This window comes from Ruegeria sp. AG7 (assembly GCF_056541545.1).
Genome location: NZ_JBQFYP010000020.1, coordinates 1 through 23,730 on the forward strand (window position 1 = coordinate 1; position 23,730 = coordinate 23,730).

Genomic DNA, 23,730 nt, shown 5'->3' on the forward strand with positions numbered 1-23,730 from the left:
GTTTCAGGAACTGCCACCGCTGATCTTCTTACCCATCACATCCGCTGCCTGCCGCAACGGGTCATCTGCGAGGTGCGCGTAGCGTTGCGTGGTAGACGGGTTCGTGTGTCCCAAAAGCCTGCCCACTATCGGTAAGCTCAAACCACTAGAAACCAGATGTGAAGCGTGTGTATGCCGGTTATCATGTACCCTGTAGTTTTCGAAACCTGCGGACTTCGTTATTGACCGCCAGAACCCTTTCAAGTCCTTGTACGGCTGCCCAGGATCGCGTCCGGGAAAGAGCCATGAGCTGTTTAGCGTATTCGACACTTGCATTTCCGACAGCAAGGCAGTGGTTGCCGAAGACAAAGGTAGGTGTTCTCGCCGTTTTTGCTTGGTGTGATGCGATGGTTTCGTCCACACGCGACGTTCTAGATCAATGTCTTCCCATTTGGCTGTCAGAACTTCTCCAATCCGCGCGCCTGTCAGAAGCTGGAAGCGGATTGCATTGGCAGCAGTCTGATTGGGGTGTTCGGATAGCGCCAATAGAAGCCGTTGAAGTTCCGCATCGGAAAGCCAGCGATCACGTTTTTCCTCTACGTATTTTTCAACACCACGCGCGGGATTGTCAGATCGCATCCCCCAGCGTACCGACAGTTGGAACATTTTTGAAGCAAGCGCGAGCGTTCGATTGGCCTGATAAGGAGTGTCGCGCATTTGGTTGTGCAATTTCTGGATATGCTGGTGTGTCACTTCAATGACCTTCAATTCACCCAGCTTAGGCAAAATGTACCTCTCCAACATGGAAAGATCATTCCGTACGCTACCGGGCCTTTTCTTTGGGACCGCATGTTCGGTCAAGTATTGCTCGGCAAGTGAGGAGACTGTTGGCGATTTTCGCAGCAACTGCCCGTCTGAGACCGGATCCCCACCTCTGATAACTTCGGCGAGAAGGTTTCGCGCCATCTCACGTGCTGTGCCAAGCGAAAGCGTTGGCCCATACTTGCCCAAAGTCTTACGTTTCGACCGACCAGTTTGCTTGCTTCGGTATTGAATGACAAAACTCTTCACGCCAGTGGTTTTCACCCGCAGTCCGAAGCCCGGTAAACTCTCGTCCCAATAGATTGCCTCACGATTTGTGGGCGAAAGGCGATCAATGCTTGTTTTTGTCAGTCGGATGTTTGGCATCGTAAGAGCATTCTACGCTAGGTAAGCAATAGGTAAGCACAAGAAAGAGAGTTGACAAGAGCTCGATCGTAGGCGGTAGTCCATAAGTTCCATAAAAATAAAGAGATTTGGTGTTTGAAAGAAGTGCCTGGAACTGCATCGAAAGGAGAGTAGTAAGACTTCTAATCAGCAGGTTGAGGGTTCGAGTCCTTCAGGGATCGCCATTGTCAAACCAGATCAATACCGGACATGCGCCTGCTTTGGTCGGCGCGATGTGATCTTGTGGCTGTTTGGTGTGGTATGAGGGGCTGGACGAGGGGGTCATGCCAGCCCCTCTAAGGGGTCACAGAGTGGTAGTATGTGTTCCTTAAGTACAATCTAACGTGATTCACCGGGCGGCGATATTGGGGGATTCCCGTAGGCTGGCATTTGCGCGGAAAATGCGTGTCGGTCGGGGTAATCCTGTTGAGATCAGACCGGGTTTTTGCGCGGTATTCGCGTTGAGGGTGCGGGATAGGTTGGCAAAACCGGGGGCGATGCAAAAATATATTGCAACCGGTTGCAAAGAAAATCATTGTTACGCACAACAACAAGATTCGGGAGAGCTGCATGTTGAGGGTCGGATTGCTGGGTGCCGGGCGTATTGGGCGTGTTCATGCGCAGGCCATATCTTCCCATCCGGGGAGCAGGTTGTGTGCGGTATCCGATGCGCTACCCGAGGCGGCAGCCAGCCTGGCGGATGAATATGGGGCCGAGGCACGCAGTTCAGAAGAAATAATCGCTGATCCCGAGATTGACGCGGTTCTGATTGCAACGCCGACGGATACGCATTCCGACCTGATCGAGGCGGCCACGGGCGCTGGCAAAGCCGTTCTGTGCGAAAAGCCCGTCGATCTGAGCCTTCAGAGGGCACAGGATTGTCTGAAAGCGGTCGCGGGGCGCGGCAAACCTGTCATGATCGGGTTTAACCGGCGGTTCGATCCCAATTTTGCAGCTTTGAAGGCCGGGCTGGACGCGGGTGAAATCGGCAAGGCCGAACTGTTGTCGATCACGTCATTTGACCCGGCACCGCCTCCGGTCAGCTATGTAAAAGTGTCCGGAGGACTGTTTCGGGACATGATGATCCACGATTTTGACATGGCGAACTTTCTGATGGGGGATGTGCCTCAGACCGTCACGGCGGTGGGATCGTCGCTTGTGGATGCGGAGATCGGCGCGGCAGGCGATGTGGATACGGCTGTGGTCACAATGACTTACGCAGACGGCCGGATTGCGGTCATCAAGAACTCGCGCAGGGCGGCCTATGGCTATGATCAGCGGGTCGAGTTGCTGGGCTCGGAGGGGTTGTTGCAGGCGCATAACATGCTGGAAAACACCGTCGTGAAATCGACGGCAGATGGCGTTGTGGGCGCAAAGCCGACTTATTTCTTTCTGGAACGCTACATGCCGGCCTATCGCGTGGAATGGGCCGCATTTGTTGATGCCGTCAGCGGCGGTTCCAACGTTCCCGTCACGTTGCAGGATGGTGTGGCGGCGCTGGCGATGGCCGAGGCCGCGACCCTGTCAGCGCAGACGGGAAAGCCCGTCCGGATGGAGGAAATTTTGAAACCGGTTGCAAAATGACCAAAATTCTTCAAACTAACGACAGCTCGGCCCTGCGCCGCAGCCACTGAGATTCGGCACAGCCGGATGATTGGGGCCGGTACCCCAACAGAAGATCAGACTGAACCAATGGGAGGAAACTGAAATGAAGAAATTCGTTAAAGGTGCACTTGCCGCGGGGGCACTGGCCCTGGCTACACCCGCTCTTGCGCAGGACATCGTGGTCGTATCGCATGGCCAGGCCAATGACGCATTCTGGAACGTCGTGAAGAACGGTGTTGAACAGGCTGGCAAGGATGTCGGTGTGAATGTGGAATACCGCGCACCGGAAACCTTCGACATGGTGGCCATGTCGCAGCTGATCGACGCTGCGGTGAACCAGGAACCTGATGGCCTGATCGTTTCGATCCCGGATGCGGATGCGCTTGGCCCGTCAATCGAACGTGCCGTTGCCGCAGGCATCCCGGTGATCTCGATCAACTCGGGGTCGGATGTGTCGAAACAGCTGGGTGCGTTGCTGCACGTGGGTCAGGACGAGTTTGACGCCGGGAAAGCTGCGGGTGAACAACTGGCTTCGATGGGGGGCAAAACCGCGATCTGTGTGAACCACGAAGTGGGCAACGTTGCGCTGGACCTGCGTTGCGCAGGTTTCGCGGAAGGCTTTGGCGGCGATGTCGAAGTTCTGCCAACCTCGAATGACCCGTCGGAAATCGAGTCGAAGGTCTCGGCTGCTCTGGCTGCAAATGAAGCCGTCGATACGGTTATGGCGCTGGGTGCAAGCTCGGCCGGTGAGCCGACTGTTGCCGCTGTCAAAGCGTCGGGCCGTGATGTGAACGTTGCATCCTTCGACCTGTCGGCCAACTTCCTGCAATCGATTGCAGATGGCGACGCGGCCTTTGCCATTGACCAGCAGCAGTATCTGCAGGGGTATCTGTCGGTGAACTTCATGGGCCTGCACGCCAAATACGGCCTGATGCCCGGTGGCAACGTTCCTTCGGGTCCGAACCTGATCACTCAGGACAAGGCCGCGCAGGTGATCGAGCTGTCCGCGCAGGGCATCCGCTGATCCATACCGCAACCTGAACTAAACGGGGCGGCGCGGTGGCGCCGCTCCCACCCAAGTGGGAGGAAACGATGAGTGACTCAGCGCAAATCGCCGGGGACGAAAGGGTCAAGAAAGAACCTTTCATGACCAAGCTCATGAAACGGCCCGAACTCGGTGCGATGGCCGGTGTCGTTCTGGTGGTCATCTTCTTTGCCATCACAGCAGACGATTCGATGTTTACCCTGGCCGGGGTCATGAACTTCATGACACCTGCGGCACAACTGGGTATTCTGGCAATCGGCGCAGCGCTTTTGATGATCGGTGGTGAGTTTGATCTGTCCATCGGATCGATGGTGGCGTTTGCGGGCCTGTTCTTCGGCGTCTGCGTGGTGACATGGCATCTGCCACTGATCATTGCGATCCCCATGACATTTGTATTCGCGGCATTCGTCGGAGCAGTGAACGGCAATATCGTCATAAGATCTGGCCTGCCGTCCTTTATCGTGACGCTGGCTTTCCTGTTCATTCTGCGTGGCTTGTCCCTTGTTGGCCTCAAAGCGGCGACCGGAGGGTCGACCCAGTTGCGCGGTGTGCGTGACGTGGTTGAAAACGACTGGCTGGCGCCGTTCTTTTCGGGCGAAGCCTTTGGCAGCCTGTTTGCCTGGCTGGCGGCCAACGGCATGATCGACACCTTCAAAAGCGGAGCACCCAAGGTGCCCGGCGTTCCGGTCGAAATCCTGTGGTTCATCGTGCTGGCATTGGCCGCCACCTATGTGTTGCTGCGAACCCCGGCGGGGAACTGGATTTTCGCGGCGGGCGGTGACAGCACTGCGGCATCGAATTCCGGTGTTCCCGTGAGCAAGATCAAGGTGTCTCTGTTCATGCTGACCGCCTGTTGCGCTGCACTGGTGGCCATCATTACGGTGATCGACGCGGGCTCGACCGACGCACGGCGTGGTTTCCAGAAAGAATTCGAGGCGATCATCGCTGCCGTGATCGGGGGCTGTCTGCTGACGGGCGGATATGGCTCGGCCATCGGGGCGTTCTTTGGTTCGATCATCTTTGGCATGGTTGTCATCGGACTGACCTATACGGATTTCGATCAGGACTGGTTCCAGGTGTTCCTGGGCGCGATGCTGCTGATTGCCGTTCTGTTCAACAACGCGATCCGCAAACGCGTAACCGGGGAGCGCTGATATGACCGAAGATACCAAGTTCCACCATGGCGATGCGGCAGGCGACCAGGCCCCCATCGTGGAAATGAAGGATATCGAGAAGCACTTTGGCAACATCATCGCATTGGCGGGCGTCAGTTTCGACGTCAAACCGGGTGAATGCCACTGCCTGCTGGGCGATAACGGCGCGGGCAAGTCGACCTTCATCAAGACCATGTCCGGGGTACATAAACCCACCAAGGGCGAGATCTTTTTCGAGGGCAAGCCGTTGCATTTTGACACTCCGCGGGATGCGATGGAGGCAGGCATTGCGACCGTGTTCCAGGATCTGGCGATGATCCCGCTGATGAGCGTCACGCGCAACTTTTTCATGGGGCGCGAGCCGACCAAGGGTAAGGGTCTGCTGAAACGGTTCGATGTTGAACACGCGAATGAGGTCTGCATGGAAGAGATGCGCAAGATGGGCATCAACTTGCGCGGGCCGGATCAGGCTGTTGGCACCTTGTCTGGGGGGGAACGGCAGACCGTCGCCATTGCCCGCGCCGTGTATTTTGGTGCCAAGATCCTGATCTTGGACGAGCCGACCTCGGCCCTTGGTGTGCGCCAGACTTCGAACGTTCTGGCCACCATAGACAAGGTGCGCAGTCAGGGCGTCGGCGTGGTTTTCATCAGCCACAACGTGCGTCACGCGCTGGCGGTGGGTGACAGGTTCACCGTTTTGAACCGGGGCAAGACGCTGGGCACAGCAACGCGTGGCGAGATCACGCCAGAGCAGTTGCAGGACATGATGGCAGGCGGTCAGGAAATGGCCGAGCTAGAAGGATCGCTGGGCGGTACGGTTTAAAGTACAGAACTTGGATGCCCCAATGGGGCATCCATCGGGCGGTGGCACGTGACGCCACTCTGTTTTCAGGCTTTGATACAAAAGCTGGCACCTTCGCAAATGAGAAAACCCGCAGGCCGCCAAAGGCGGAGCTGAGTTGAAAGGGATCATGATGAGCAAGACAGTCCGACTGACCGCGGCGCAGGCTCTGGTGCGCTATCTGGGCGCGCAGATGAACGAGGCCGGAGAGCCCTTTATCGCAGGTGTCTGGGCGATCTTCGGCCATGGCAACGTGGCCGGTCTGGGCGAGGCGTTGCACGGTGTGAAAGACAGCCTGCCCACCTATCGCGGTCATAATGAGCAGACCATGGCACATTGCGCGATTGCCTATGCCAAGCAGTTGGGGCGCAGGCGGGCGATGGCGGTCACTTCGTCCATCGGGCCGGGGGCCACCAACATGGTCACCGCTGCGGCGCTGGCCCATGTGAACCGCCTGCCGGTTTTGTTGCTGCCCGGTGACGTGTTCGCCACGCGTGGTCCCGACCCGGTTTTGCAGCAACCCGAAGTGTTCTCGGACGGAACCATCAGCGCGAATGACTGTTTCAGACCGGTCAGCCGCTATTTCGACCGCATCACCCGACCGGAGCACCTGTTGACGGCGCTGCCGCGCGCCTTCCGCACGATGACGGACCCGGCGGATTGCGGTCCGGTGACGCTGGCCTTTTGTCAGGATGTGCAGGCCGAGGCTTATGACTATCCCGAAAGCTTTTTTGAGCCGCGCGTCTGGTATCAGCGCCGAATTCGTCCGGATGAGGGTGAACTGACACGGGCCGTGGCCGCGATTAAGGCAGCCAAGCGCCCTGTGATCGTGGCCGGGGGCGGTGTGCATTACTCGGACGCGACCGCCGCTTTGCAGCGCTTTGCCGAGGCGCACAATGTGCCGGTGGCCGAGACGCAGGCAGGTAAATCCGCGCTGGCCTGGGATCATCCGCTGAACCTTGGTCCGATTGGCGTCACCGGCGGTGAGCCTGCCAACGATATCTGCGCCGAGGCGGATCTTGTGCTGGGCGTCGGCACCCGTTTTCAGGATTTCACCACCGGGTCTTGGGGATTGTTCGCGAACCCCGAGCGGGAATTGATCAGCCTGAACACCGCCGCCTATGACGCGGCAAAGCACGGCGCGATGCCGCTGCAGTCTGACGCCCGCGTTGGGCTGGGTGAACTGAGCGACGCGTTGGGCGGTTACCGCGCGCCTGATATGCCTGCAACGCTGAAGTCGGAATGGTTTGCCAAGGTCGACGCATTGACCGACGCGCCCGCAGACACCAATGCGCTGCCCACGGATATGCAGGTGATTGGTGCCGTGCAGCGGGTGGCCAATGAAAACACCGTTGCCATGTGTGCCGCGGGCACGATGCCGGGTGAGTTGCACAAGCTGTGGAAGGCACCGCGCCCCGGTGCCTATCATATGGAATATGGCTTCAGCTGCATGGGGTATGAGATCGCCGGTGCGATGGGCATCAAGATGGCCCAGCCCGACCGCGACGTGATCTGCTTTACCGGCGACGGCACTTACATGATGGCGAACTCGGAAATGGCGACGGCGGCGATGATGGGGGTTTCGTTCACCGTTGTGGTCACCGACAATCGCGGCTTTGGCTGCATCAACCGTTTGCAGATGGGAACCGGCGGGGCCGAGTTTAACAACCTGCTGGATCACGCGGTCGGCGGCGAAAATTCGGTGATCGACTTTGCCAAACATGCCGAAGCCATGGGGGCGACCGCGCTCAAGGTCAGCTCGATCACCGAGCTTGAGGAGGCACTGGCCAAGCGAAGTGACATCAAAGGCCCCTATGTGGTGGTGATCGACACCGATCCCTACCCATCGACCGAATATGGCGGAACGTGGTGGGAAGTGGCGGTGCCCGAGGTCAGCATCCGTCCGGAAGTAAACGAAAAACGTGCGGCCTATGAGGTCGCCATCAAGGAAAGAAACACGAAATGAGCGTGAAGATCGGTATCTCTCCGATTGCCTGGCAGAATGACGATCTGCCGGACCTGACCGCAGCCTACACGATGGAGCAGGCGCTGAAAGAAGCGCGCGAGATCGGCTATACCGGTGTTGAACGGGGCCAGCGGATGCCCGGCGACACCGAAGGGTTGCGCGCCTATCTGGACGCAAACGACATCGCGCTGTGTGGCGGTTGGTGTTCGGGCAGTACTCTGGTCAATGACCTTGAGGCCGAGGTCGCCATCGTGCGCGAGCAGGTGGAACAATTTGTTGCGCTGAACAGCCCCTGCATCGTTTACGCCGAGTGTTCAATTACCGTTCAGGGGCAGATCGGAACGCCGGTCAATGACCGCCCGAAGCTGTCCAAAGACGAGGTTCTGGCCTATGCGGGCAAGCTGACCGAGCTTGCCAAATGGATGGCAGATCAGGGTATGCCGATGGCCTATCACCATCACATGGGCACGATCATCGAAAGCGAAGAGGATGTGAACTGGCTGATGGAGGGTTCCGGCCCCGAGCTGAAGCTGTGTTTCGATACGGGTCACTTGCTGTTTGGTGGCGGCGACGTGATGGCCACGCTGAACCGTTGGGGCGACCGGGTGCATCACGTGCATTTCAAGGACATCCGTCCAGACATCGTGCAGGACACGCGCGAGAACAATCGCAGCTTTCTGGATGCCGTAATTGCCGGGGCATTCACCGTGCCGGGTGATGGGTGCATCGACTTTCAGGCCGTAGCCAACGCGTTGAAAGCAATGGATTACAGCGGCTGGATCGTGGTCGAGGCCGAGCAGGACCCCGCCAAGGCGCCGCCCTATGAGTACTCCAAATTGGGCTATGACCACATCGTCGAGGTTTGCGGCAAGGCAGGGTTGGAGATCACCGTTTAATCACCGCCCCTCGGGGCAACACCGAAGCCATGAAAGAGGAGTTTGTCATGGTACATCAAGACCTTGGATATGTCGGTTATTTTGACCGGGAATCCTGTGATCTGGATGAATTCAAGGTGTTGACCTCGCAAAACCTGACAGCCGGTGCGGTGCCTCACGCCGCATCGGTGCAAAAGAACGTTCCGATCTATGATATGCATGCGCTGCGCCCGGCGCTGGAGAAGGCAGATCAAAGAAAAGCGCTGCTGGCGGAATGGGCAGGCGTGTTGGACAAATCTGCGGGTGTGATCGTTCTAAAAGGCGCATTTGCGGATACGTCCGTGATCGACCGGGCGACGGCTGTGTTCCAGCAGATCATCGTGGAAGAACGTCAGGGCGGGGCCGGAGAAGGTGACCACTTCGCGGCCTCGGGCGCGAATGACCGGATATGGAACGCGTTGCAGAAACAGTGCTTGCGCGACCCCGAAGGCTTTGCACTCTATTTCGGGAATGTGGCCATTGCAGCGGCTTGCGAGGCGTGGCTGGGGCCGAACTATCAAATGACCGCGCAAATCAACCAAGTGCGCCCCGGCGGCAAGGCACAGCAGGCGCATCGGGATTACCATCTGGGCTTTCAAACCGCCGACAGCGCCGCCCGGTATCCGGCCCATGCCCATCTGGTGACGGCCTCGCTGACCTTGCAAGGCGCGGTTGCGCATTGTGACATGCCCGTGGAAAGCGGCCCAACCAAACTGCTGCCCTTTTCGCAGCTTTATGCGCCGGGATATCTGGCCTTTCACGATGCGGCACACCGGGCGTTTTTTGAAGAGAACTACATTCAGTTGCCCCTTGCGAAGGGGGATGCGGTGTTCTTCAACCCGGCGCTGTTCCACGCTGCCGGGGAAAACAGCAGTGCGGATATTCAGCGGATGGCGAACCTGTTGCAGGTCTCGTCTGCCTTCGGTCGTGCGATGGAGATGGTTGACCGGCAGTCCATGTCGCAGGCGGTGTTCCCGTCGCTGGTCGCCCTGAAACAACGCGGGGCGCTGAGTGCGGCAGAGCTGAATGCGGCGATTGCTGCAACGGCTGAGGGCTATCCGTTCCCGACCAATCTGGACACCGACCCGCCGATTGGTGGCAACGCGCCCGAAAGCCAGGCCGACATATTGCACCGGGCCGTATCGGAAGGGTGGGCCGAGGCTCAGCTGTCTGCCGCGCTTTTGGCCCTGCAAGCACGGCAAGCGGCCTGAGGGCAACACAGGCGGGCCGTTTAGGCCCGCCCAATAAGGAGAACAAGAATGGCAGATCTGCTGAAGAAACCTATTGGAACCCGTGGCAAGGTACATGACATCACCCCGGACAATGCCGGATGGCGATATGTGGGTTTTGGGCTCTATCATCTGCAAGCGGGCGACAGGGCGGCCGAGGCGACAGGAGACCGCGAAGTCATTCTGGTGATGGTCGAAGGCAAGGCGCGGATCACCGGGGCTGGGCAGGACTGGGGCGTGTTGGGCGGTCGGATGAACGTGTTCGAAAAGACACCGCCGCATAGCCTGTATCTGCCCAACGGAACCGAGTGGGAGGCTGTGGCGGAAACCGATTGTGTTGTGGCGGTCTGCTCGGCCCCGAGCAAGGGCGGCCACAAAGCGCGCCGGATCGGGCCGGATGGCATCACGCTGACCGAACGCGGCAAGGGTGTGAATACGCGGTATATCAACAATATCGCGATGGAGAACGAGGATTATGCCGACAGTCTGCTGGTGACCGAGGTCTTTACGCCCAATGGGCACTGGTCCTCTTACCCCAGTCATCGACATGATGAGGATGATTTTCCCCGCATCACCTATCTGGAAGAGACGTATTATCACCGCCTCAACCCGGCCAACGGGTTCGGAATTCAGCGGGTCTATACCGATGATGGCCAGTTGGATGAGACGATGGCTGTCTCCGATGGCGATGTTGTGACTGTTCCGCGCGGCCATCACCCTTGCGGCGCGCCCTATGGGTTTGAGATGTATTACCTGAACGTCATGGCGGGCCCCCTGCGCAAATGGCGGTTTGCCTTGGCCCCCGAGGTCGAATGGATCATGGAACGTGACGGATGAGCCAAGACTTCGCCAATTACCCTAGCCTTGCGGGCAAAACGGTTATCATCACGGGCGGGGCCGGGGGAATTGGTGCGGAAACCGTTCGCGCCTTTGCCGCGCAAGGGGCGAAGGTCGGGTTTCTGGATATCAATGCGGAAGCGGGCCATGCTCTGCTGGCGGACCTGGACGGTGAACACGCCTTTGCGCAATGTGACCTGCGCGATATCGAAGGGACGCGGGCTGCGCTGGAGCAACTGGTCGAGGAGCTGGGCGAGGCGGATGTGTTGGTCAACAACGCCGCCCAGGATGACCGCCACGACTGGCGCGAGGTGACGCCGGACTATTGGGATGAGCGGATGGCGACCAATATCCGCCATATGTTCTTTGCCATTCAGGCTGTGGCCCCGGGTATGATCGCCAAGGGCGCAGGTTCGATCGTCAACATAGGATCGAATTCCTGGTGGGAGGCCGGGGCAGGTTTTCCGGCCTATGCCACCGCCAAATCGGCGGTGCATGGCCTGACCCGCACCATGGCGCGCGAATTGGGCGATCACAGCATTCGTGTGAACACGGTGGTGCCGGGCTGGATCATGACCGAGCGCCAGAAGAACCTCTGGGTCACGCCCGAGGCGCTGGCCAAACAGGTCGACCGCCAATGCCTGCCCGATCCGATTGAGCCTGTCTATGTCGCGCGCATGGTGCTGTTTCTGGCCTCGGACGACGCCGCCATGTGCAGCGCGGGCAACTTCATGGTCGAGGGGGGTTCGATCTGAGGACGAAAGCGCGCGTCAACGTTGCGGCGGCGCGCCAAAGGTACGGATGACCATCCGCGCGGCGGCTTCGACCGGATCGTGGGTTTCTTTCAGGATGGTCACGCGGTCAAATCGTTCGGGATCGCGATTGACAGCGTCTCGCAGGGCATTGCCGAAGGCCATGCGCAGCTCGGTTCCGATGTTGAACTTGCAGATTGAGGTTTCGCGGGCCAACTTCATACGCTGATCTACCGGCACACCCGATCCGCCATGAATAACCAGAGGCACGGTGGTCAAGGCGTCGATCTCGGCAATGCGCGCTTCGTCCAGACCGCCTTCCTTGTTTTGTTGCAGGTGGACGTTGCCAACCGATATCGCCATCCCATCCACACCGCTTTCACGTGCGAACTGGGCCGCTTCTGCCGGGTCGGTGCCGTTTGATCCTTCACCGCCCGAGTACCCGACAAAACCAATCTCGCCTTCGCAGGAAATCCCTGCCGCATGGGCCATCTCGGCAATTGCGGCGGTTTCATCGATGTTTTGCTGCAGGGGTTTGCGCGACCCGTCGAACATCAGGGACGTAAAACCGCTGTCGAGCGCGATCTTGCAGTCTTCGAACGTATAGCCGTGATCCAGATGCGCAACGACCGGAACCGAAGCGTTTTCGGCGAGATGCCGGAACATCTTGCCCAGTACAGGCAGCGGAGTGTGGTCGCGGCAGCTGGGTCCGGCTTGCAGGATCACGGGCGCATTCTCGGCCTCGGCCGCGGCCACATAGGCGCGCATATCTTCCCAGCCGAGTGTGACCAGCCCGCCTACGGCATAGCCCTGTTCATAAGCGGGTTGCAGGACGTCTTTCAGCGTGACGAGGGTCATTTGAATTTCGCAATCATGTCTTTGATGCCGGGAATGGTTTCGATCTGATAGGCATGTGTGGGCTGGAAATACTGCACCAGAGAACGCTGGGTCAGGCCGCCGAGGATGGTGAAATAATACATCTCGTACCCCGGCAAAACGCAGCAGGGGTGATAGCCCTTGTCGATGCAAACGGTCGATCCATCCACGATGTGATAGGCGTCGCCCGGCTGGTTATCTTCGCGCTGAAGCATCTGTAGACCCGAGCCCCAGTTGGGTTTGAACCGGAAATTGTAGGTCTCGTCGTGGCGGGTCTCATCCGGCAGGCGGTTGGTGTCGTGCTTGTGGCTGGGAAAGCCCGACCAGCCGCCCTGACCGACGGTGAACAGCTCGCTGACCAGCAGGCGACCGACCTTGTCGTGTTGCTTTTGGCCAAGGATGTGTTTGATCTTGCGGTGGGTTTTGGTGTCGTCGCTGCCATATTGCACAAGGTCGTGTTCGCGCACATCGAACGGGTCCAGCACCTTGTCATATTTCGCACCGGCAATAAACACCTCGGTCGCGTCAGAAAGGCAGACCATCTGCACCTTTGCGCCGACGGGAACATAGACGCCCTCGGGCTCGCCATCCCAGACATCTTCGCCCCGGTTGCCCAGCCTGGGGAAGGAAACGCCTTCGACATCCACATCGACGCTGCCGGTTGCAGGGACGATGCAGGTCTCGTAGCCCGGCACCCGGTATTCGAACGCCTCGCCTTTTTTCAGTTTGACGATGTTGAAATAGTTCAGCGGAACGGTCGGATCGCCGGCGTCAACGATGGGCTTGTTCTGATTGTCATAGGGCGCGATATGCATGGGATACTCCTATGTGGTCGGACCGGAGTGAGAGGCGAGGAACGCGTTCAGTTCGGGGGTCGTGGGCATAGCGGGGGCGCAGCCGGGTTTGGATACGACAATGGATGCGCAGGCAGAACCGCGCATCACCGAGTCTTTCAGCGCGTGCCCCGCCGCGATCGAAGCCAGAAGCCCTGCCATGAAACTGTCACCGGCCCCGACGGGCTTGATAGCGTCCACTGGGTAGATCCCGGTTTTGATTTCCTGCCCATCCGCCAGCGTCACGGCGCCTTTTTCGCCCATCTTGTAGATGACGACCCGGCCCGGTTTCTTGGCAAGGTCCTGTGCCTTGGCAAAGCCCTTTTCCAGACCTCCGGCCATGAAGCCGAACTCTTCATCATTGCCGACAATCAGGTCACTGGCTTCGCCCGCACGGGACAGAACGTCAGCGGCAATTTCCGGCGAAGGCCAGCTGTAGGGGCGGTAATCAACATCGAAAATGATCGGAAGACCAGCCTTGCGCGCATTTTCAAACCCTCGGAACGTGGCGCTGCGCGAGGGTTCGGACGCAAAGACGGTGCCAGCCGAGATCAGGGCCGAGAAGGATGAGTAATCAACCCTGTCCACATCCGCGTCAGTAACCTGAAAATCGACCGCTCCGTTGCGGTAGATGACATTCTGAAAGTTCTCGGTCCGGCTTTCATACAGGGCCAGAGAGGTGCGATACTCGCCCCCCAACACGCGGATATAAGAGGTATCTACCCCGTAATGTTGCAACCGGTTGAGGCAGAACCGACCAATTGCATCGTCCGAGATGGAGGTGATCAAGGATGCCTGGCTGCCCAGCTTGACCAGACCGGCACAGATATTCGCGGACGAGCCGCCAAGATCGGCATGGAACGTATCGGCCTCTTCGCTTTTGACACCGACCGGGTCTGCGTAAAGGTCGATACCCGCACGCCCCAGAACGGCAAAGCGATTTCCTTTGATACCGTCTATCAAAGCGCTCACGTCATGTCCTCCGGCAAAGTGGGTGGGCAAAGTTTGGACCTTGCGTTTAATCGATTCACACGATACTGATTTTGCAACCGGTTGCAAACACAATGTGCGAGGCCATGGCAGATGCCTGAAATCGGAGTGGGAATCGTGGGTGGCGGTTATATGGGCAAGGCCCATTCCGTCGCGATGTCGGCCGTCGGAGCGGTGTTCAACACGGCGTTGCGCCCCCGACTTGAGGTCATCTGCGCGTCGAGCCCGGACAGTGCCGAACGCTACCGGGCGGCCTATGGATTTCAGCGGGCAACCGATGACTGGCGCATGTTGGTTGAAGACCCCAAGGCCGAGGCAATCGTGATCGCCTCGCCTCAGTCAACACATCGTCAGATTGCCGAAGCGGCTTTTGCCTTGGGCAAACCGGTCTTGTGCGAGAAACCACTGGGCGCATCGCTTGAAGACAGTCGGGCGATGGTTGCCGCGGCTGAGGCTTCGGGGGCGGTGAACATGGTGGGGTTCAACTATATCCGCACACCCGCCAGCCAATATGCCCGCCAGTTGATTGCAGATGGCGCGATTGGTGACATCACGTGGTTCCGGGGCGAACATACCGAGGATTTCTATGCAGATCCGCAGGCCCCGGCCACCTGGCGCACCACCGGTATGGCCAACGGCACAACCGGCGATCTTGCCCCGCATATGGTCAACGGCGCATTGGCCTTGGTCGGGCCCATTGCGCAGGTGATGGCCGATGTTGAGACCGTTCACAAAACCCGCCCCGGTGGTGCGGTAACAAATGACGACCATGCCCAGATGATGTGCCGGTTCGAAAACGGGGTCATGGGAAGCCTGTATTTCAGCCGCGTCGCGACGGGGCGGAAAATGGGCTATGCCTATGAAATATCAGGTACAAAAGGCGCGCTCCGGTTCGATCAGGAGGACCAGAATGCGCTGTGGCTGTACAAGCGCGAAGGGCCCGAAGCCGCGCGCGGGTTCACCAAGATCCTGACTGGCCCCGCGCACCCGGATTATGAGCCCTTCTGTCAGGGTCCGGGTCACGGAACCGGCTATCAGGATCAGATCATCATCGAGGCCAAGGACTTTTTACAGGCCATCCATACCGGCGAGGCGATCTGGCCCACGTTCCGCGACGGGCATGAGGTCAACCGCGTGCTGGCCGCTGCGCTGGCCTCGTCCGATCAGCGGCAGTGGCAGGACATCAGCGATTTCTGATCGCTCTACATGACAATTCCAATGAGAGACAATGACCATGGCTAAGTTGAGATGGGGCATGATCGGGGGTGGTGAAGGCAGCCAGATTGGCCCCGCGCACCGCTTGGGGGCACAGGCTGACGGGCTGTTTGAATTTGCAGCTGGCGCGCTGGATCACCGGCCCGACGTGGGCCGCGAATACGCGCAGCGATTGGGTGTTGCTGCCGATCGTGCCTATGGCGACTGGCAAGAGATGCTGGCGGGCGAAAAAGACCGCGAGGATCGGATTGATCTGGTAACCATCGCGACGCCCAATTCGACCCATTTTGAGATTACCAAGGCCTATCTTGAGGCAGGCTTTAACGTGTTGTGCGAAAAGCCGATGACCATGACGGTTGAAGAGGGCGAAGAGATTGTGCGCGTGGCCGAAGCCTCGGGCAGGATCTGTGCAGTGAACTACTGTTATTCCGCCTATCCGATGGTGCGTCAGGCCCGTGCGATGGTGCGCGCAGGCGATATCGGCAAGGTGCGTCTGGTGGTGACCAATTTCAGCCACGGCCATCATGGCGATGCCACAGATGCGGATAACCCGCGCGTGCGCTGGCGCTATGACCCTGCGATGGCCGGGGTTTCAGGGCAGTTTGCCGATTGCGGCATCCATGCGTTGCACATGGCCAGTTTCATCTGTGACGATCAGGTGAAAACCCTGTCTGCCGACATGGCCTCGACCATCGTCAGCCGTGAGCTGGAAGATGATGCAATGATCAACTTCCGGATGGAGGGCGGCACGGTTGGACGCCTTTGGACGTCATCAGTGGCGATCGGGCGGCAGCATGGCTTTGACATTCAGGTCTTTGGCGAAACCGGTGGGCTGCGGTGGGCGTCCGAACAGCCCAATCAGTTGATCTATACTCCGGTCGGCGGGCGTACTCAGATCATCGAAAAGGGCGAGGGCGGTCTGCACGATGAGGTGCAACGCCTGTCGCGTGTCGCCATTGCGCACCCCGAGGGTTTTCCGCTGGCGGTCGCCAACATCTATTGCGATCTGGCGGATGCGATCCGTGGTGAAAGACGCGACGGTCTGCCCGGTGCGGCAGATGGGCTGCGGTCCATTGCGGCCGTCCACGCGGCTGTTGCGTCGGGCAAGGCCGATGGCGCATGGCAGGACGCGCGCCCGCCGATGTTTCGCTGATCAGGGGCGGGGCCGCAATGTGCCCCGTTCGATCACGCGGCAGGGGAAAATGCGGGCCTCGGGATAGCGCTGAGGCTCTTTCAGCATCTCAACGACCAGATCGACGGATGAAGTGATGATCTGTTTGATCGGCTGGTGGATCGTTGTCAGGTTAACGCTTTCCCAGCGCGACATCTCCATGTCGTTCAGACCGATGATTCCAATGTCCTGACCCGGTTTCAGCCCGTGATCGGCCAGTGCGGACAATGCGCCAACAGACAGGATGTCATCGCCGCAGAAATACGCCTCGGACGGGGTGCCGGCCAACAGGCGCAACATTTCGGCGCGGCCAGCTTCGAAGGAATAAGCCCCTGCGAAACAATGGCTTACTTCGATATCGGGATGATCTGCCAGTTCTTCCATGAACCCGCGATACCGGTCGAGTGCCGAGGTTGCATCTTTGGGCCCGCCCAGATAGCCGACACGCCTGTATCCGCGCGCCAAAAGCTCTCGCGCGGCCATGCGCCCGCATTCGACGTTGTCGATTCCCACCACATGCACTTCGGGCGAGGTGGCCGAGCGGCCAAATGTATGCACCACCGGTACGCCCGCATCGTGGAACGCCTTGGCAAAGCTGGGCGGCAGCGTCGAAGACGCAACGATGGCCGCGTCAACCGAATACTGGCGCAGCATGCGGACCGAGTTTGCGGGCTCGGTCTCATCCGTCAGGTTCACGATTAAAGGACGCAGCCCGCGTTCCTGCAAGGCGCGGGTAAACTGATCGAACACCTCAAGAAAAATCGGGTTGTGAAAGTTGTTCGAAATCAACCCAATCAGTTTGGTGCGCCCGGTTGTCAGGGACGAGGCGAGGGCATTGGGGCTGTAGCCAAGCTCTCGCGCGGCCTTTTCAACTTTACTGCGTGTTTTTGCAGAGACCGAGGCGCCTTCGGTGAAGGTGCGCGACACCGCAGATCGCGATACGCCAGCCAAGGCGGCGACGTCTTTCAGGGTCACGCTCACGCAGTGCGGCTCCGGTCGTTGATGGTCAGAGATATCAAGGTGTTTTGCATCAGAGCTTCATTATGCACCATCGCAAAAGTCTTGCAACCGGTTGCAGGTCGCACTCGGCGGACGAGATCATCGACAGCCACCTATGTTTATGAGCGATTGGCGGGAAAGGAAAGACCGGTACGGGCGACAGTTTTCGCAAGAAACACCAAGGATCGAACGCTACCGGTTACACTCCTAAAATCTTAGCGAAAGGCAGGACATTCCTCCATCCAGCTTTGCGCAGTCGATGTTGTCGATTTCAACGACCTCATACCCTTCACGATCTAACATCTCAGCTGTGCGTGGGAAGCCAGCGGCCATCAGCACCAGATTGTTGAAGCGGATCGCATTGGCGGCAGCTTCCTCTCCGTCCGCAACATGCAGCACCCGGTAGCCCTCGAAACAGCCCGAGGCATCCAGCCGTCGGGTCGACAGTATTGTTTCGGCGTCCATCAGTGAACAATCTGTCTTGAAGTGTAAGACGCCCTCGGGCGTGAACACCTCGCGCAGTTTGTGCCCCCACTCCGAGGTGATTTTCGCCAGCTCGGCGACACCTTCCGCGTCGGTACGGTCTGACCGGCCCACCAGAATTTCGCGACCGGTAACAAGGATATCTCCACCCTCGATATGGCCGGGGCCCTGGATTTCCAGAACCGTATCGTAGCAGCCGAGAAGGGTCGGTGCCATTTCAGCCACTTCACCCATCCGCGAAGGTGCGCCAGGTCGCATCAGTATCGCACCTTGCGGCAGGCAAAGGGCTGTATCCTCGACAAATTGTGCGTCGGGAAACGCGTTCAGGGGATCCAGTTCGATCACCTCGGCCCCGGTGCTTTTCAGTGCTGCCACATATGCCTTATGCGCCGCTCTCATCCCGTCGAAATCCGGGTTTCCGATATCTTCTGCACGCAACCCGCCTGCAATAGTCGGAGCCGGACGGCGGGTGATGGCGCGAGAAAACTCAAAGGTTGGGTCTGACATGTTTCAATCTTTCTGAGCTGCGAATTTCGGAGTGGTGACTTCGATCATTACCGGCCCGTTCTGGGCGGCAGTTTGGCGCAATGCCTGCGCGACAGCCTGCGGTTCAGCTGGAACCGAAGCGAATGGAATGCCGTATGACTTGGCCGTTGCTGAAAAATCGGGAGGCGAGGGATCACATCCTATGACTGTTACGCCCGCATCCTGCATTGACGTGGCAATTTCCTGGTATCCGTGATTGTTCCAGATCACGAAGGTGACCGGCAGGTCTTCGTCGACTGCGGCCATAATCTCAGGCAGAGAAAACTGCGCGCCTCCATCGCCCGCGATGCATATCACACGTGCTGTGGGATCGGCGACCGAAGCGCCGATGGCTGCGGGGATTCCATAGCCCAGTGCGCCGTACCCAGTTGCCGCGTTAAACCAGCCTCCGGCCCGGTCGTGGTCGTAGAAAAGATTGCCGGCATAGATCGGTTGGGTGGAATCTCCGACCATTAGCGCGTTCGGGAGCGCAGAGCGCATTGCGTTGAGGATTTCTACCTGTTTGCGATAGTCCGGACCAATCTCCGCCCAGGCGGCGTCACGTGTTTTGCCTGCACGTTCCGTACCATCGCTTTGCTTTGGCTTGTGCGGTAAAGCGTCAACCAGCGCTGATACAGCCAAGTTGACGTCACCTTGAATGATGAGCGCTGCCTCATGTCGCGTCAGTTGCTCGCTGCATCGATCAACCCGTATCAACCCTGACATTTCAGCAATTTGGCCGGTGGCATACATATCATAGTCGGTTGGCCCCAACTCAGTTCCCAGCGCAAGGATGCAATTGGCGCTTTCTATTAAGCCGCGTACCGCGTTCAGGCTGGGGCTGGCCGGAACGGTCAGTGGATGCCTGTGCATCAGGCCGCGCGCGTTGACGGTTTGCACCACGGGGGCATCCAGAGCTTCGGCCAGTGCCTGCAATCCAGCCTCTGCATGCTTTGCGCCGCCGCCCGCCAGAATGACAACGTTCTTCGCTTTGGCCAGTTGCTTTGCGGCTTGGGTGATCAAAGCCGGGTCAATCGGTGAGACTGAGACAGGCGGTTCGACCGGTGTTTCCTGATATTCTGAAGCTGCGATATCCAACGGAACTTCGATATGCACCGGTCCGGGTCGACCGTTGGCGATGGTGTGGAACACGCGGTTTAAGACCGGGTCCAGAGCGTTGGTGGCGGAAACCTGTTCGGACAGCAACGCAACGGCCCTGGCCAGTCCCAACTGGTCTGGCAATTCATGCAGATGCCCTAAACCCCTGCCAAGAGATGCGGTTTTGTTGACACCGGACACCACCAGCATCGGTATTGAATCCGCGCGGGCCTGCGCCATCGGCGTCAATGTATTGGTCAATCCAGGCCCGGTGATCACAAAGGCCACACCCGGTTTGCCTGACACGCGCGCATAGCCGTCGGCCATAAACCCTGCGCCCTGTTCGTGTCTGGGTGTAACGTGACGAATGCCCGAGCCTGCAAGCCCGCGGTAAAGCTCGACCGTATGAACGCCCGGAATTCCGAACACGCAGGTCACATCCTTTTGGCGAAGCCTGGCAACCAATGCTTCGCCCACGGTCATTTCACTCATGCAACCTCGCGTGATTTTCTGTTGGCGTGATCGATGATGCGAGAGACCGCAGTGGCAAAGTTGGTGTCACTGATCGTCAGGGCGACCCGCACCCAGTCTTTCAAGCTGTCCCCAAAGGCGGAACCCGGCATGACAGCCACCCCGGTCTGCAACAGGTCCCAGGCATAGGCTTCGCCGTCCAGCCCGGTGGCGGAGACGTTGATCATGGCGAACATTCCCGCCTGAGGCCGGTGAACGGTCAGATCCGTTTCTGCTTCGAGGCGATCAGCCAAAAGCGTGGCGCGCGCTGAAAAACGGGCGGCCATGCCGGAGGCAACCTCGGACCCGTCGCGGATCGCCTTTTCAGTCATATCGGCGATAAAGGGCTGATTGCCGAAAAGCATGGTCTCGGAATAGGGCAGTAGCGCTTCGCAAAACGCGGCTGGCCCGACACACCAGCCACTGCGGAACCCCGGCGCGGCATGTGATTTCGAGATGGATGATACGCCTATGACACGATCCGCCAGTTCCGGGTCTGCCAGTGGCGACACAAATCTGGCCCCGTCAAAGATCAGTTCTTCATAGACCTCGTCCGAGATAATCCACAAATCATGCGCAATCGCGAGCTGTCCGATCTCGGCTAGCTCCTCGGCGGTCAGGATCGCGCCCGTTGGGTTGTGTGGCGTGGTCAGAAGAATGGCGCGGCTGCGCGGTGTTACGCGTACGGCGATATCTTTGGCCTGCATGCGAAACCCGTGTTCCGGGCGCAGCGGTACGGGCACCATTTCCGCCCCGGAAGCACGCACGACCCCTTCGTAGGTTGCATACATCGGATCACCGACCAGAACTTCGTCACCGGCCTCGGCAACGCCGGCCATGGCAGCGAACAATGCGGTCTGCGTTCCGGGAAAGCACAGAAAATTCTCGGGCCCGAAAACGCGTCCGCGGGAAGCCGAGTAACGGGCGGAAAGCGCGTCAAGCAAGCCAGCTTCGCCACGGCCATTGGAGTAGCCCGTTCGCTGGGCCCGTAGTGAGGTTACGGTGGCTTCGACCAGCGCGTCCGGCACCGGCACGTCCGGTTCACCTATCGTCATTTCGACGATGTCCGCTCCGGCCTTAATAAGGTCGCGCGCTTTCAGATGTACGCCCCATTTGGCGCCACCCAAGCCCGCTAACCGTTCTGTCACAGATGTGGTCTTCATGGTTGTTCCACCTCTTTGATCAATGGGATACCGACGATAGCACTGACGGAATCCAATCCGATCTGCGCCAATTGACCTTCGGAAAATTCATCTGGAAGCGCACCGCCTTCCAGCCAAAGACCATCGATAACCGCGTTGCAGGCAATGGCCAGTTGCACGGCTTGCGGCGTGGTGACTGGACGTCCGGTTTCTTGCAATGCGGCGACGATCAGCTTTTCAAGCTGATCCCGGAAATAGTTATAGGTTTGCTGGTGGATGCGTTGCATTTTCGGATCACGCTGCACCTTGTTCAGGAAGCCGGCCCACAAGGCCACAGCGCTTGGATCAACGATTGGCGGTCGCAGCGACGCATCAACGAAGTTGGTCAACTGAGATACTGCGCTGCCTTTCCCTGACGACGCAGCTGTCTGATCGGTCAGCGTATTCATGTGATGTTCGTACGCAGCCTGAACCAGTTCCTCCTTGGATGAGAAATAGTGCCGGATCAGCCCTTGGGTCACGTTCGCGCGGGCCGCGATCTGACGCACAGTGGCACCCCGAACGCCCATCTCGGCAATCAGGTCCAAAGTCGCCAGGATAAGCGCCTCGCGCCGAAACTCGGCAGATTCACGTGTAAATTTACGGCTGTCGTCCTGCACGTCCGGGCCATCCATGGTACGGAATTATTATACACTTGCATAATTGCGAGATTCGAGGCTTACTGCAAGCTGAAATCAGAAGATTCTTGGATATGGACACAGCCAAAGCAGCAACACCCGCACGCGAAGCAACCACGTCTAAAGAGGCGATAAGGGTTGAGGACCTGCACAAGTCTTTCGGCACGCTGGAGGTTTTGAAAGGTGTCTCGCTGACAGCGAACAAGGGCGATGTCGTTGCCATCATCGGGGGCTCAGGCTCGGGCAAATCCACGATGCTGCGCTGTATCAACTTTCTGGAAACACCAAGCTCGGGAAAGATCACGATCGGCGGTGAGCTGGTTGAAATGCATGCCGACGGCAGCCCCTCGAACCGCCGCCAGATCGAACGTATCCGTACACGGCTGGCGATGGTTTTCCAGCAGTTCAATCTGTGGACACACCGTACGCTTCTGGAAAACGTGATCGAGGTGCCGGTATATGTCCTTAAGGTACCAAAGGCCGAAGCTATCGCTCGGGCGCATGACCTGCTGAAAAGGGTAGGGCTGGGGGACAAGGCCGACACGTATCCGGCCTATCTGTCAGGCGGTCAGCAACAGCGCGCTGCCATCGCACGCGCGCTTGCGGTGGATCCTTCCGTAATGCTTTTCGATGAGCCAACTTCGGCGCTTGATCCAGAGCTTGTAGGCGAAGTTCTGACCGTAATCCGGGATCTTGCAGCGGAAGGGCGCACAATGCTGCTTGTGACCCACGAAATGAAATTTGCGCGCGAAGTCGCGAACCACGTCGTCTATCTTTTCGAGGGCCGCATTGAAGAGCAAGGCCCACCTTCCGAAGTCTTCGGAAATCCAAAATCAGAGCGATTGAAGCAGTTCCTCAGCTCGGTCGCCTGATCCAGAAAAACAACATAATGAACCAAAGGGAGTAACAAAATGAACGTCAAAAAACTGCTCGCGTCCGGTCTTGCCGCCGCTGTCCTTTCGGCTGGTGTTGCCAGTGCAGAAGAGGTCAAGATCGGCATCGCGGCCGAGCCTTATCCGCCCTTCGCGTCGCTGGACAGCTCAGGCAACTGGGTTGGTTGGGAGATCGATGTCATCAATGCTGTTTGCGCCGCCGCGGAACTTGACTGTGTTATCACGCCGGTGGCCTGGGACGGTATTATCCCCTCGCTGACCGGACAGCAGATCGACGCCATCATGGCCTCGATGTCGATCACCGAGGAACGGTTGAAAACCATTGATTTCAGCGATCCTTACTATAACACACCTGCGGTTATCGTTGCCGATAAATCGATGGATATCGAAGCAACCCCGGAATCGCTGGCGGGTAAAGTCATTGGCATTCAGGCTTCGACGATCCACCAAGCCTATGCGCAGGAATACTTCAAGGATTCCGAACTGCGCGTCTATCAAACTCAGGATGAGGCCAATCAGGACTTGTTTGCCGGTCGGATCGACGCCACACAAGCTGACAGCATTGCGATGGCCGATTTTGTGAATTCGGATGCCGGTGCTTGCTGCGAAATCAAAGGTGCCGTGAAGGACGATCCCGCCATTTTGGGGCGTGGTGTCGGTGCGGGCGTTCGTAAAGGGCAGGATGACCTGCTTGCGGCGTTGAACAAGGGCATCGCGGCAATTCTTGCCGATGGAACGCACGAGAAGATCACGTCGAACTATTTCTCGACCAGCATCTACTAAGCCGTTG

The 23,730-nt window shown here is 58.6% G+C and carries 22 protein-coding genes; 13 read left to right on the forward strand and 9 right to left on the reverse strand.

Going from position 1 to position 23,730, the window contains the following annotated elements; genetic code table 11:
* Positions 1–3: 3 nt before the first annotated feature.
* Positions 4–1,167, reverse strand: a complete 1,164-nt coding sequence (locus tag ACR0BF_RS18150; protein ID WP_480625469.1) for a tyrosine-type recombinase/integrase — start codon at positions 1,165–1,167, stop codon at positions 4–6.
* A gap of 588 nt (positions 1,168–1,755) precedes the next feature.
* Between ACR0BF_RS18150 and iolG the strand changes: the two genes are divergently transcribed.
* The 9 genes from iolG (at position 1,756) to ACR0BF_RS18195 (ending at position 11,531) form a co-directional block, all read left to right on the forward strand.
* On the forward strand, positions 1,756–2,769 hold the full coding sequence (gene iolG, locus ACR0BF_RS18155; protein WP_480625470.1) for an inositol 2-dehydrogenase: 1,014 nt from the start codon (positions 1,756–1,758) through the stop codon (positions 2,767–2,769).
* Positions 2,770–2,893: 124 nt separating this feature from the next.
* On the forward strand, positions 2,894–3,814 hold the full coding sequence (locus ACR0BF_RS18160; protein ID WP_480625471.1) for a sugar ABC transporter substrate-binding protein: 921 nt from the start codon (positions 2,894–2,896) through the stop codon (positions 3,812–3,814).
* Positions 3,815–3,882: 68 nt separating this feature from the next.
* Positions 3,883–4,989, forward strand: a complete 1,107-nt coding sequence (locus ACR0BF_RS18165) for an ABC transporter permease (protein ID WP_480475272.1) — start codon at positions 3,883–3,885, stop codon at positions 4,987–4,989.
* 1 nt (position 4,990) lies between these two features.
* Positions 4,991–5,812, forward strand: a complete 822-nt coding sequence (locus tag ACR0BF_RS18170) for an ATP-binding cassette domain-containing protein (protein ID WP_480625472.1) — start codon at positions 4,991–4,993, stop codon at positions 5,810–5,812.
* Between the two features lie 151 nt (positions 5,813–5,963).
* On the forward strand, positions 5,964–7,796 hold the full coding sequence (iolD, locus tag ACR0BF_RS18175) for a 3D-(3,5/4)-trihydroxycyclohexane-1,2-dione acylhydrolase (decyclizing) (RefSeq protein ID WP_480625473.1): 1,833 nt from the start codon (positions 5,964–5,966) through the stop codon (positions 7,794–7,796).
* A complete protein-coding gene (iolE, locus tag ACR0BF_RS18180) occupies positions 7,793–8,692 on the forward strand; it encodes a myo-inosose-2 dehydratase (protein ID WP_480625474.1) in 900 nt (299 codons plus the stop codon). Before iolD ends, iolE begins: the two co-directional genes overlap by 4 nt.
* Before the next feature lie 47 nt (positions 8,693–8,739).
* Positions 8,740–9,921, forward strand: coding sequence for a phytanoyl-CoA dioxygenase family protein (locus ACR0BF_RS18185; protein WP_480625475.1), 1,182 nt, complete (start codon positions 8,740–8,742; stop codon positions 9,919–9,921).
* Between the two features lie 48 nt (positions 9,922–9,969).
* The gene (gene iolB / locus ACR0BF_RS18190; protein WP_480625476.1) at positions 9,970–10,776 is read left to right on the forward strand and encodes a 5-deoxy-glucuronate isomerase; all 807 of its coding nucleotides are present in this window, start codon (positions 9,970–9,972) and stop codon (positions 10,774–10,776) included.
* Positions 10,773–11,531: an SDR family NAD(P)-dependent oxidoreductase gene (locus tag ACR0BF_RS18195; RefSeq protein ID WP_480625477.1), complete on the forward strand. Its 759-nt coding sequence runs from the start codon at positions 10,773–10,775 to the stop codon at positions 11,529–11,531. Before iolB ends, ACR0BF_RS18195 begins: the two co-directional genes overlap by 4 nt.
* Positions 11,532–11,546: 15 nt before the next feature.
* Here the strand turns inward: ACR0BF_RS18195 and ACR0BF_RS18200 are convergent, their stop codons facing one another.
* From ACR0BF_RS18200 to iolC, 3 genes are read right to left on the reverse strand one after another with little or no spacing between them, the layout of a single operon-like run.
* Positions 11,547–12,386, reverse strand: coding sequence for a class II fructose-bisphosphate aldolase (locus tag ACR0BF_RS18200; protein ID WP_480625478.1), 840 nt, complete (start codon positions 12,384–12,386; stop codon positions 11,547–11,549).
* A complete protein-coding gene (locus ACR0BF_RS18205; protein ID WP_480475288.1) occupies positions 12,383–13,219 on the reverse strand; it encodes a 5-deoxy-glucuronate isomerase in 837 nt (278 codons plus the stop codon). The genes ACR0BF_RS18200 and ACR0BF_RS18205 overlap by 4 nt, the downstream gene beginning before the upstream one ends.
* Before the next feature lie 9 nt (positions 13,220–13,228).
* Complete coding sequence (gene iolC / locus ACR0BF_RS18210; RefSeq protein ID WP_480625479.1) at positions 13,229–14,209, reverse strand: 5-dehydro-2-deoxygluconokinase; 981 nt, start codon at positions 14,207–14,209, stop codon at positions 13,229–13,231.
* A 111-nt stretch (positions 14,210–14,320) separates the two neighbouring features.
* On the opposite strand from iolC, the gene ACR0BF_RS18215 reads away from it, so the two are divergent.
* Positions 14,321–15,424 carry a Gfo/Idh/MocA family protein gene (locus ACR0BF_RS18215; RefSeq protein WP_480554159.1) on the forward strand — a complete coding sequence of 368 codons (1,104 nt, stop codon included), beginning with the start codon at positions 14,321–14,323 and terminating at the stop codon, positions 15,422–15,424.
* A 37-nt stretch (positions 15,425–15,461) separates the two neighbouring features.
* Positions 15,462–16,595, forward strand: a complete 1,134-nt coding sequence (locus tag ACR0BF_RS18220; protein ID WP_480625480.1) for a Gfo/Idh/MocA family protein — start codon at positions 15,462–15,464, stop codon at positions 16,593–16,595.
* Here ACR0BF_RS18220 and ACR0BF_RS18225 read toward each other — a convergent pair whose 3' ends face one another.
* The 5 genes from ACR0BF_RS18225 to ACR0BF_RS18245 form a co-directional block, all read right to left on the reverse strand.
* Positions 16,596–17,594, reverse strand: coding sequence for a LacI family DNA-binding transcriptional regulator (locus ACR0BF_RS18225; protein ID WP_480625481.1), 999 nt, complete (start codon positions 17,592–17,594; stop codon positions 16,596–16,598).
* A 225-nt stretch (positions 17,595–17,819) separates the two neighbouring features.
* The gene (locus ACR0BF_RS18230) at positions 17,820–18,602 is read right to left on the reverse strand and encodes a dimethylarginine dimethylaminohydrolase family protein (RefSeq protein ID WP_480604851.1); all 783 of its coding nucleotides are present in this window, start codon (positions 18,600–18,602) and stop codon (positions 17,820–17,822) included.
* Between the two features lie 3 nt (positions 18,603–18,605).
* Positions 18,606–20,210 (reverse strand): 5-guanidino-2-oxopentanoate decarboxylase, encoded by a 1,605-nt coding sequence (locus ACR0BF_RS18235; protein ID WP_480625482.1) that lies wholly within the window; start codon positions 20,208–20,210, stop codon positions 18,606–18,608.
* Complete coding sequence (locus ACR0BF_RS18240) at positions 20,207–21,391, reverse strand: pyridoxal phosphate-dependent aminotransferase (protein WP_480518606.1); 1,185 nt, start codon at positions 21,389–21,391, stop codon at positions 20,207–20,209. The genes ACR0BF_RS18235 and ACR0BF_RS18240 overlap by 4 nt, the downstream gene beginning before the upstream one ends.
* Positions 21,388–22,044: a TetR/AcrR family transcriptional regulator gene (locus ACR0BF_RS18245; protein WP_480475304.1), complete on the reverse strand. Its 657-nt coding sequence runs from the start codon at positions 22,042–22,044 to the stop codon at positions 21,388–21,390. The genes ACR0BF_RS18240 and ACR0BF_RS18245 overlap by 4 nt, the downstream gene beginning before the upstream one ends.
* A gap of 77 nt (positions 22,045–22,121) precedes the next feature.
* Between ACR0BF_RS18245 and ACR0BF_RS18250 the strand changes: the two genes are divergently transcribed.
* Together ACR0BF_RS18250 and ACR0BF_RS18255 are read left to right on the forward strand one after the other, a co-directional pair.
* Positions 22,122–22,919: an ABC transporter ATP-binding protein gene (locus tag ACR0BF_RS18250; protein WP_480625483.1), complete on the forward strand. Its 798-nt coding sequence runs from the start codon at positions 22,122–22,124 to the stop codon at positions 22,917–22,919.
* 39 nt (positions 22,920–22,958) lie between these two features.
* Positions 22,959–23,723, forward strand: coding sequence for a transporter substrate-binding domain-containing protein (locus tag ACR0BF_RS18255; RefSeq protein WP_480475308.1), 765 nt, complete (start codon positions 22,959–22,961; stop codon positions 23,721–23,723).
* The last annotated feature ends 7 nt before the right edge of the window (positions 23,724–23,730 follow it).

Bases quoted from the DNA above. Each gene is read 5' to 3' on its own strand.
- ACR0BF_RS18255 (WP_480475308.1), top strand. From the start codon at position 22,959: ATGAACGTCAAAAAACTGCTCGCGTCCGGTCTTGCCGCCGCTGTCCTT.
- ACR0BF_RS18170 (WP_480625472.1), top strand. From the start codon at position 4,991: ATGACCGAAGATACCAAGTTCCACCATGGCGATGCGGCAGGCGACCAG.
- ACR0BF_RS18200 (WP_480625478.1), bottom strand. From the start codon at position 12,386: ATGACCCTCGTCACGCTGAAAGACGTCCTGCAACCCGCTTATGAACAG.
- ACR0BF_RS18235 (WP_480625482.1), bottom strand. From the start codon at position 20,210: ATGAGTGAAATGACCGTGGGCGAAGCATTGGTTGCCAGGCTTCGCCAA.
- iolE (WP_480625474.1), top strand. From the start codon at position 7,793: ATGAGCGTGAAGATCGGTATCTCTCCGATTGCCTGGCAGAATGACGAT.
- iolB (WP_480625476.1), top strand. From the start codon at position 9,970: ATGGCAGATCTGCTGAAGAAACCTATTGGAACCCGTGGCAAGGTACAT.
- ACR0BF_RS18150 (WP_480625469.1), bottom strand. From the start codon at position 1,167: ATGCCAAACATCCGACTGACAAAAACAAGCATTGATCGCCTTTCGCCC.
- ACR0BF_RS18205 (WP_480475288.1), bottom strand. From the start codon at position 13,219: ATGCATATCGCGCCCTATGACAATCAGAACAAGCCCATCGTTGACGCC.
- ACR0BF_RS18245 (WP_480475304.1), bottom strand. From the start codon at position 22,044: ATGGATGGCCCGGACGTGCAGGACGACAGCCGTAAATTTACACGTGAA.
- ACR0BF_RS18230 (WP_480604851.1), bottom strand. From the start codon at position 18,602: ATGTCAGACCCAACCTTTGAGTTTTCTCGCGCCATCACCCGCCGTCCG.
- ACR0BF_RS18240 (WP_480518606.1), bottom strand. From the start codon at position 21,391: ATGAAGACCACATCTGTGACAGAACGGTTAGCGGGCTTGGGTGGCGCC.
- ACR0BF_RS18215 (WP_480554159.1), top strand. From the start codon at position 14,321: ATGCCTGAAATCGGAGTGGGAATCGTGGGTGGCGGTTATATGGGCAAG.
- ACR0BF_RS18250 (WP_480625483.1), top strand. From the start codon at position 22,122: ATGGACACAGCCAAAGCAGCAACACCCGCACGCGAAGCAACCACGTCT.
- ACR0BF_RS18220 (WP_480625480.1), top strand. From the start codon at position 15,462: ATGGCTAAGTTGAGATGGGGCATGATCGGGGGTGGTGAAGGCAGCCAG.
- ACR0BF_RS18185 (WP_480625475.1), top strand. From the start codon at position 8,740: ATGGTACATCAAGACCTTGGATATGTCGGTTATTTTGACCGGGAATCC.
- ACR0BF_RS18195 (WP_480625477.1), top strand. From the start codon at position 10,773: ATGAGCCAAGACTTCGCCAATTACCCTAGCCTTGCGGGCAAAACGGTT.
- ACR0BF_RS18160 (WP_480625471.1), top strand. From the start codon at position 2,894: ATGAAGAAATTCGTTAAAGGTGCACTTGCCGCGGGGGCACTGGCCCTG.
- iolD (WP_480625473.1), top strand. From the start codon at position 5,964: ATGAGCAAGACAGTCCGACTGACCGCGGCGCAGGCTCTGGTGCGCTAT.
- ACR0BF_RS18165 (WP_480475272.1), top strand. From the start codon at position 3,883: ATGAGTGACTCAGCGCAAATCGCCGGGGACGAAAGGGTCAAGAAAGAA.
- iolG (WP_480625470.1), top strand. From the start codon at position 1,756: ATGTTGAGGGTCGGATTGCTGGGTGCCGGGCGTATTGGGCGTGTTCAT.